This is a genomic window from Pseudomonas donghuensis (assembly GCF_000259195.1).
Taxonomy (GTDB): Bacteria; Pseudomonadota; Gammaproteobacteria; order Pseudomonadales; family Pseudomonadaceae; genus Aquipseudomonas; species Aquipseudomonas donghuensis.
On record NZ_JH650764.1, the window covers coordinates 5950 to 14271 of the forward strand.

At 64.6% G+C, this 8322-nt stretch carries 6 protein-coding genes, 1 tRNA gene and 1 pseudogene; 7 read left to right on the top strand and 1 reads right to left on the bottom strand.

All coding sequences use genetic code 11. The features are described from left to right. The 7 genes from fdnG to UW3_RS0112475 all read left to right on the top strand — a co-directional run. On the top strand, positions 1–1939 hold a 1939-nt coding region (gene fdnG / locus UW3_RS29490), incomplete at its 5' end, for a formate dehydrogenase-N subunit alpha (protein ID WP_237716751.1). Continuing rightward, positions 1939–2889 carry a formate dehydrogenase subunit beta gene (gene fdxH, locus UW3_RS0112450; protein WP_010222815.1) on the top strand — a complete coding sequence of 317 codons (951 nt, stop codon included), beginning with the start codon at positions 1939–1941 and terminating at the stop codon, positions 2887–2889. The genes fdnG and fdxH, both read left to right, overlap by 1 nt. Continuing rightward, a complete protein-coding gene (locus UW3_RS0112455) occupies positions 2886–3539 on the top strand; it encodes a formate dehydrogenase subunit gamma (protein WP_010222816.1) in 654 nt (217 codons plus the stop codon). The genes fdxH and UW3_RS0112455 overlap by 4 nt, the downstream gene beginning before the upstream one ends. A gap of 4 nt (positions 3540–3543) precedes the next feature. Further along, positions 3544–4467: a formate dehydrogenase accessory protein FdhE gene (gene fdhE, locus UW3_RS0112460; protein WP_010222817.1), complete on the top strand. Its 924-nt coding sequence runs from the start codon at positions 3544–3546 to the stop codon at positions 4465–4467. Between the two features lie 159 nt (positions 4468–4626). Continuing rightward, on the top strand, positions 4627–6057 hold the full coding sequence (gene selA / locus UW3_RS0112465) for an L-seryl-tRNA(Sec) selenium transferase (protein ID WP_010222818.1): 1431 nt from the start codon (positions 4627–4629) through the stop codon (positions 6055–6057). Then, positions 6054–7973, top strand: a complete 1920-nt coding sequence (gene selB, locus UW3_RS0112470; RefSeq protein ID WP_010222819.1) for a selenocysteine-specific translation elongation factor — start codon at positions 6054–6056, stop codon at positions 7971–7973. The genes selA and selB overlap by 4 nt, the downstream gene beginning before the upstream one ends. Positions 7974–7982: 9 nt before the next feature. After that, positions 7983–8078, top strand: a tRNA-Sec gene (locus UW3_RS0112475). A 4-nt stretch (positions 8079–8082) separates the two neighbouring features. Here the strand turns inward: UW3_RS0112475 and UW3_RS29495 are convergent. Then, positions 8083–8322 (bottom strand): annotated as a pseudogene (locus tag UW3_RS29495) (asparaginase); the annotation flags it as partial.

Here is an 8322-nt window from a genome sequence, read left to right on the forward strand (position 1 = left end):
ACTGGCCAGCCAGATCTGCGGTATGCCGGCCGACAGCATGCGCAAGATCTGGGAAGAGATCGCTACTTGCTCGCAACCGGGCAAGACCATGACGATTCTTTATGCCCTGGGCTGGACTCAGCATTCGATCGGCTCGCAGATCATCCGCAGTGCCGCCATGGTCCAGTTGCTACTGGGCAACGTCGGCATGCCGGGTGGCGGAGTCAACGCCTTGCGTGGGCACTCCAATATCCAGGGGCTGACAGACCTTGGGCTGTTGTCCAACCTGCTGCCCGGTTACCTGACCCTGCCCGCGGATGCCGAGCAAGACTACAACGCCTACATCGCCAAGCGTGCGCCCAAGGCACTGCGGCCGGGGCAGCTGTCCTACTGGCAGAACTATGGCAAGTTCCATGTCAGCCTGATGAAGGCCTGGTATGGCGCCAACGCCACGGTCGAGAACAACTGGGGCTATGACTACCTGCCGAAGCTGGATATCCCCGGTTACGACGTGTTGAAAATGTTCGACATGATGGCCAAGGAACAGGTCAACGGTTACTTCTGCCAGGGCTTCAATCCGATTGCCGCCTTGCCCGACAAGAACCGTGTTACCGCCGCCCTGAGCAAGCTCAAGTGGCTGGTGGTGATGGACCCACTGGCCACCGAGACCTCGGAGTTCTGGCGCAATGCCGGGCCGTTCAACGATGTCGAGACGGCCAATATCCAGACCGAGGTCATTCGCCTGCCCACCACCTGCTTTGCCGAGGAGGATGGCTCGCTGGTCAACAGCAGCCGCTGGTTGCAATGGCACTGGAAGGGCGCCGAAGGGCCGGGACAGGCGCGTACCGACGTGCGCATCATGAGCGAGCTGTTCCTGCGCCTGCGCGAGCGTTATCAGCGCGACGGCGGCGCTTGGGCCGAGTCGATCCTCAAGCTCAATTGGCCCTACAAGGTGCCCGAAGAACCGACGCCGGAAGAAATCGCCAAGGAGTTCAGTGGCTACGCCGTGGCCGATGTCACCGATGCCTCGGGGGCGCTGGTCAAGGCCGGGCAGCAACTGGCCGGCTTCGCCCAGCTCAAGGACGATGGCAGCACCGCCTCCGGTTGCTGGATTTTCTCTGGCAGCTGGACCGAGCAGGGTAACCAGATGGCCCGGCGCGACAACGCCGACCCGTACGGGATGAAGCAAAACCTGGGCTGGGCCTGGGCCTGGCCGATGAACCGGCGGATTCTCTACAACCGTGCCTCGGCCGACCCTCAAGGCAAGCCGTGGGCGCCGAACAAGCGCCTGGTGTGGTGGAACGGCAAGGCGTGGGGTGGCACCGATGTGCCGGACTTCAAGGTTGATGCGGCGCCGGAGTCGGGGATGAACCCGTTCATCATGAACCCCGAAGGGGTCGCGCGCTTCTTTGCCCTGGACAAGATGGCCGAAGGGCCATTCCCCGAGCATTACGAGCCGTTCGAGACGCCAATCGGGATCAACCCGTTGCACCCGAACAACAAGCAGGCGACCAGCAACCCGGCCGGGCGGGTGTTCGATTCGGTGTGGGACAGCCTGGGGCAAGCCAAGGACTTCCCTTACGCGGCCACCAGCTACCGCCTGACCGAGCACTTCCACTTCTGGACCAAGCACTGTCCGATCAACGCCGTGACCCAGCCCGAGCAGTTTGTCGAGATCGGCGAAGCCCTGGCCAAGGAGAAGGGTATCGCCGCCGGTGACCGGGTACGGGTCTCCTGCAAGCGTGGGCATATCGAGGCAGTCGCGGTGGTGACCAAGCGGATTCGTCCGCTGCAGGTCAACAACCAGACCGTGCACCAGATCGGCATTCCGTTGCACTGGGGGTTTACCGGGGTAACCCGACACGGCTACCTGACCAACACCCTGGTGCCGTTCCTCGGTGATGGCAACACCCAGACCCCGGAATCGAAGTCGTTCCTGGTCAATGTGGAGAAAATCTGATGGCCAGCCAAGACATCATCGCCCGTTCGGCCACCACCACCGCCCCTTCGTCGATCCGTCATCAGGAGGAAGTGGCCAAGCTGATCGACACCACCAAGTGCATCGGATGCAAAGCCTGCCAGGTGGCCTGTTCGGAATGGAACGAGCTGCGTGACGAGGTCGGTCACAACCATGGCACCTACGACAACCCACAGGACCTGAGCGCCGAAACCTGGACCCTCATGCGCTTCACCGAGCACGAGACCGACGAGGGCAACCTGGAGTGGCTGATCCGCAAGGACGGCTGCATGCACTGCGCCGAGCCTGGGTGCCTGAAGGCCTGCCCGAGCCCGGGGGCGATCATCAAGCATGCCAACGGCATCGTCGATTTCAACCAGGACCACTGCATCGGCTGCGGTTACTGCATCACCGGCTGCCCGTTCAATATCCCGCGGATCTCGCAGAAGGACCACAAGGCCTACAAGTGCACCCTGTGTTCCGACCGGGTGTCGGTGGGGCTGGAGCCGGCCTGCGTGAAAACCTGCCCGACCGGCGCCATTGTCTTTGGCAGCAAGCAGGACATGAAGGAGCATGCCGCCGAGCGCATCGTCGACCTCAAGTCGCGTGGCTTCGACAACGCTGGTTTGTATGACCCCGATGGTGTCGGCGGTACCCACGTGATGTATGTGCTGCATCACGCCGATACGCCACGCGTGTATGCCGGCCTTCCAGACCAGCCCATCATCAGCCCGCTGGTGGGTTTGTGGAAAGGCGTGACCAAGCCTCTGGCGCTGCTGGCCATGGGCGCGGCGGTGCTGGCCGGGTTCTTCCATTATGTGCGCGTCGGCCCGCAACGGGTCGAGGAAGACGAGCACCCCAGCCCGCCGGATACCAGCGTGCATGTGGTCGACCCTGCGGTGCATGTCTATGACCCGAACCGGCCAGGTGGGCAAGGGGAGGAACGACCATGAACGACAAACCGATCCAGCGCTACAACGCCAACGAGCGGACCAACCACTGGCTGGTGGCGATCCTCTTCATCATGGCCGCGTTGTCGGGGCTGGCGCTGTTTCACCCGGCGCTGTACTGGCTCAGCCATCTGTTCGGCGGCGGTCCCTGGACGCGCATATTGCATCCGTTCATGGGCGTGTTGATGTTCGTGTTCTTTCTTGGCCTGGTGCTGCGTTTCTGGCGGGCGAATTACTTTATCGCCAACGATCGCCTGTGGCTCAAACGCATCGACCGGGTAATGCGCAACGAAGAGGAGGGCGTACCGCCGATCGGCAAGTACAACCCCGGGCAAAAGCTGCTGTTCTGGACCTTGCTGCTGTGCATGCTGGTGCTGTTGATCAGCGGCGTGGTGATCTGGCGCGCTTACTTCAGCAGCTACTTCGGCATCGGCTCGATTCGCCTGGCGACCTTGCTGCACGCGCTGGCGGCGTTCGTGCTGGTGCTGAGCATCATCGTCCACATTTACGCGGGCATCTGGATCAAGGGTTCGGCCAGCGCCATGTTGCATGGCGGGGTCAGCCGCGCCTGGGCGAAAAAACACCATGAGCTGTGGTATCGGGAGGTGACCGGCGATAAACAACCGGAGCCGCCGATCAACAAAAAAGGATGAGCGCTTGAGCACCCTTCTTGAACCCGGGCAGATCGAAGCGGCGGCCAGTACGCCGCCGTTTCTGCACTTGCCGCCAAACAATCTGTTCACTCTGCGCGCACAGCGGCTGGAACAACTGGCTGCGGGCAACCCGCTGGCGGACTACCTGCGGCTGCTGGCCGGCCTGTGCCAGGTGCAGCAAAGCCTGCTGGATCAACCGCCTGTCGCGGCCCCCAGTGACATTGAACGCCAGCGCTTGTGTGTGGAGCACGGTTTGCCACCGCTGGCGGCCGACAGCCTGGTGCGCGAAGGCCGTTGGCTGGCCTATCTGCAAGCGTTGTTGCAGCGCTATCCGGCTTCGCATGGCGCTGTGGCGGATGCGGTGGCAGTACTGCAGCGTGCTGCCGACGAACAGCGCAAGCTGTGGGCCATCGCCTTGCTCACAGGCCAGTACAGCCTGGTACCGGCGGCGTTGGTGCCGTTTCTCGGCGCTGCGTTGCAGGCAGCCTGGAGCCATTGGTTGCTGAGCCTGCAGGGTGTCGAGTTGAAGGCAGCGGACAGCCTGTGCCAATGCCCGGCCTGTGGTTCACCGGCGATGGCCGGGGTGATCCGCCACCGCGGCAAATACAACGGCCTGCGTTACCTGGTGTGTTCGCTGTGTGCCTGCGAATGGCATGTGGTGCGGGTCAAGTGCGTGTACTGCGAGCAGAGCAAGGACCTGAAGTATTTCAGCTTCGAGGACGACCGCCATGCCAGCGCCAAGGCACCGCTGCAGGCCGAGTGCTGTCCGGGCTGCAACGCCTACCTCAAGCACATCTACCTGGAAAACGACGCCGATGCCGAAGCGCTGTCGGCCGACCTGGCCAGCCTGGCGCTGGATATGCGCCTGGATCAGGAAGGATTTCAACGCCTGGCGCCGAACTTGTTGCTGGCGCCGGGAGGGGAGTGAGATAGGGTCTACACTGAGGTTTTGCCCATGCCACCCGAACCCTGTGGGAGCTGGCTTGCCAGCGATGCAGGCGCTGCGGTCCATCGCCAGGACGGTAGTGACGCCATCGCTGGTGAGCCAGCTCCCACTAGGTCAACGCTGAAGTTGAGAACCGTCTGAATGTCGTCCAACCTCGCCAAGCTCCCGACCCGCCTACCCTCCATCGACACCCTGTTGCGCCACCCCGCCAGCCTTGCGCTGGTCGACCGCTACGGCCGCGATGCGGTCCTGGCCAGCCTGCGCCAACTGCTCGACGACCTGCGCGACGATGTCAGGCTCGGTCAACTGGATGCCGCCGAGCTGGCCGCCCCCGTGCTGCTGGGCCGGGCTGCTGAGCGCCTTGCTGCCCAGCACCGCAGCCAGGTCCGCCGGGTGTTCAACCTCACAGGCACGGTGTTGCACACCAACCTGGGGCGGGCCTTGCTGCCCGAGGAGGCCATCGACGCCGTGCAACTGGCTGCCCGCTACCCGCTCAACCTTGAATTCGACCTGGCCAGTGGCAAGCGCGGCGACCGTGATGACCTGATCGAAGGCCTGATCCGCGAACTCACCGGTGCCGAGGCCGTCACCGTGGTCAACAACAATGCCGCTGCCGTCCTGCTGGCGCTCAACAGCCTGGGGGCGCGCAAGGAAGGGATCATCTCCCGCGGCGAACTGATCGAGATCGGCGGCGCTTTTCGTATTCCCGACATCATGGCCCGCGCCGGGGTCAAGCTGCATGAGGTGGGGACTACCAACCGCACGCACGCCCGCGATTACGAAGCGGCGATCGGCCCCCGCAGCGGCCTGTTGATGCGCGTGCACTGCAGCAATTACAGCATCCAGGGCTTCACCACCCAGGTACCGACGGCAGAACTGGCGCAGTTGGCCCATCGCCACGCTTTGCCGTTGCTGGAGGACCTGGGCAGCGGCAGTTTGCTCGACCTCACCCGCTGGGGCCTGCCGGCCGAACCCACTGTGCGCCAGGCGCTGGCCGATGGCGCCGATATCGTCACCTTCAGCGGCGACAAACTGCTGGGCGGGCCCCAGGCGGGGATCATCGTCGGGCGCAAGGACTTGATTGCGCGGATCAAGAAGAACCCGCTCAAACGCGCCTTGCGAGTCGACAAGCTGACCCTTGCGGCCCTCGAAGCTGTGCTGGGCCTGTACCGCAACCCGGACCAATTGGCCGCGCGCTTGCCGAGCCTGCGCCTGCTGACCCGGCCACAGGCCGAAATCCTCCAGCAGGCTGAATGCTTGGCGCCGGCATTGGCAAAAACGCTGGGCGAACAGTGGGCGGTCAGCGCAGAACCTGCGTTGGGCATGATCGGCAGTGGCAGCCAACCGGTGGCGCGCTTGCCGAGCGCGGCCTTGTGTGTACGCCCGCAGGTGTCCAAGCGCCTGCGTGGGCGCGCCTTGCATGGATTGGAAGCCGCGTTGCGGGCCCTGCCGCTTCCGGTGCTCGGGCGCATCGATGACGATGCCCTGTGGCTGGACCTGCGCCAACTGGATGACGAAGCCGGCTGGCTGGCGCAGTTGCCACAGTTGCAGTTGCCGCAGGTGCAGGTGTGATCGTCGGTACCGCCGGGCATATCGATCACGGCAAGACCGCCCTGCTCGAAGCCTTGACCGGCCAGGCCGGCGACCAGCGTCGGGAAGAGCGTGAGCGTGGCATGACCATCGACCTCGGTTATCGCTATGCCGCCTTGACCCCTGGCGCACCGCTAACCGGTTTCATTGACGTGCCTGGCCACGAGCGCTTTATCCACAACATGCTTGCTGGCGCCCAGGGTATCGACCTGGTGCTGCTGGTAGTGGCCGCCGATGACGGCGTGATGCCGCAGACCCGCGAGCACCTGGCGATTGTCGAACTGCTGGGCATTGCGCGTGCTCTGGTGGTGATCAGCAAGTGCGATCGGGTCGAGCCGCAGCGCGTGCAGGAGGTACAGACCCAGGTCAGCGTGTTGCTGGCCGCCGGGCCTTATGCGGGCGCGGTGCCGTTCATGGTTTCCAGCGTGACCGGCGAAGGTATCGAACCGCTGCGCCGGGCCTTGCTGGCGGCCCAGAGTGAAGTCAGCCAGCGCAGCCGCGAGGGCGGGTTTCGCCTGGCCATCGACCGCGCCTTTGCGGTGGCCGGAGCGGGCATCGTGGTCACCGGTACCGCCCTGGATGGGCGTGTGCAACTGGGCGACACCTTGCTGTTGGGCAAAACCGGCAAGCCGGTGCGGGTGCGCGGCCTGCATGCGCAGAACCAGCCGGCCACCGAAGCTCATGCCGGGCAGCGGGTCGCCTTGAACATCAGCGCCGAGCGCCTGCAGCTTGAGCATGTTCACCGCGGCGACTGGCTGCTCGCCGAGTGGCTGCATGCGCCGACCCAGCGCCTGGATATCGAGCTGCAGCTGCTGGCCAGCGAACTGCGCGCCTTCGAGCATTTCAGCCCGGTGCATGTGCACCTGGGCACCCAGGATGTCACGGCCCGGGTGGCCTTGTTGCAAGGCGAGCAGTTGCTGCCGGGCGCGCGCATGTTCGCTCAGTTGCTCACTAACGCGCCGCTGCAAGCGGTGCACGGTGATCGTTTGGTGCTGCGGGATCAGCGTGCGCAGCGCACCCTTGGCGGTGGTCGCGTGCTCGATCCCTTTGCGCCTGCTCGCCAGCGCCGCAGCGAGGCACGCCTGGCCCAGCTGCAGGCATTGGCGAGTGCCGACAGCCTGGAGCAGGCCTTGCCAGCGCTGCTCGCCTGTGATGATGGCGGGCTTGATCCACAGCGCCTGGAGCGTCAGTTCAACCGCCTGCGCAGCAGTTGGCAGTTGCCCGCCAATGCCCAGGTGATCGCCACCCGGCAAGGCCCGCTGCTGTTCACCCGTGAGCATTGGCAGGCGCTGCAAAACTCAGTGTTGGAGGGGCTGGCGCGCTTCCACACGCAGGAACCGGATCAGCTTGGCCCTGATCGTGACCGCTTGCGCCGCTTTGTTGCCCTGGCGCTGGAGCGTCCGGCATTCATCAGCCTGGTGGATGAGTTGCTCGCCGCCAACAGGATGAGTAGCAGCGGGCCGTGGCTGCATTTGCCGGAACATCGAATACGTCTTAGCGATGCGGATGCATTGCTGTGGAGCCAGTTGCAGCCGTTGCTGGTGGACGGCGCCTTCGATCCCCCCTGGGTACGTGACCTGGCCAAGGCGTTATCCGTCGATGAGGCCGAGGTGCGGGTGCTGCTGCGCAAGCTCGGCCGATTGGGGCAGGTGCATCAGGTGGTGCGCGATCTGTTCTATCCTGAGGCCACGATCAGGCAAATGGCGGCTATGCTCTTGCAGCTGGCCAGCGATGACCCGGTGGTGCAGGTCGCAGCGTTTCGCGATGTCTTGGGGATCGGCCGCAAACGCAGCGTGCAGATACTCGAGTACTTCGACCGCATCGGCCTGACCCGGCGTGTTGGTGATCGGCGGCAGATCCGCGCCGACAATGCCCTGGCGCAATCGCCCGGGCAGTAATCCGTACAAGGAAGGCAATCGCGCCCGGTGGCGCGGCCGGGCTTCAAACCCGGTTGGGGACGGCAGCCGTTCCCGGGCAGGTTCGACTCCCGCTGCCTTCCGCCATTTTCTACTGCGCGCGTTCGCCGCACAGGTCCAGGGCGAACCAGTGCTCCGCCGCCTGCACATCCAGCCCGGCACCGAGCAAGGCGAACATCTTGCCCAGCGCAGCTTCGCGGGTCATGCCGCCGGCACTGACCAGGCCGGTATCGCGCAAGCGGCTGCCGGCCGCATAGGTATCGAAGCGCACCGCGCCTTCCGGGCACTGGCTGATCGCTGCAATCAACACTCCCGCTTGGCGAGCGTCGTG

Bases quoted from the DNA above. Each gene is read 5' to 3' on its own strand.
- fdxH (WP_010222815.1), top strand. From the start codon at position 1,939: ATGGCCAGCCAAGACATCATCGCCCGTTCGGCCACCACCACCGCCCCT.
- UW3_RS0112455 (WP_010222816.1), top strand. From the start codon at position 2,886: ATGAACGACAAACCGATCCAGCGCTACAACGCCAACGAGCGGACCAAC.
- selA (WP_010222818.1), top strand. From the start codon at position 4,627: ATGTCGTCCAACCTCGCCAAGCTCCCGACCCGCCTACCCTCCATCGAC.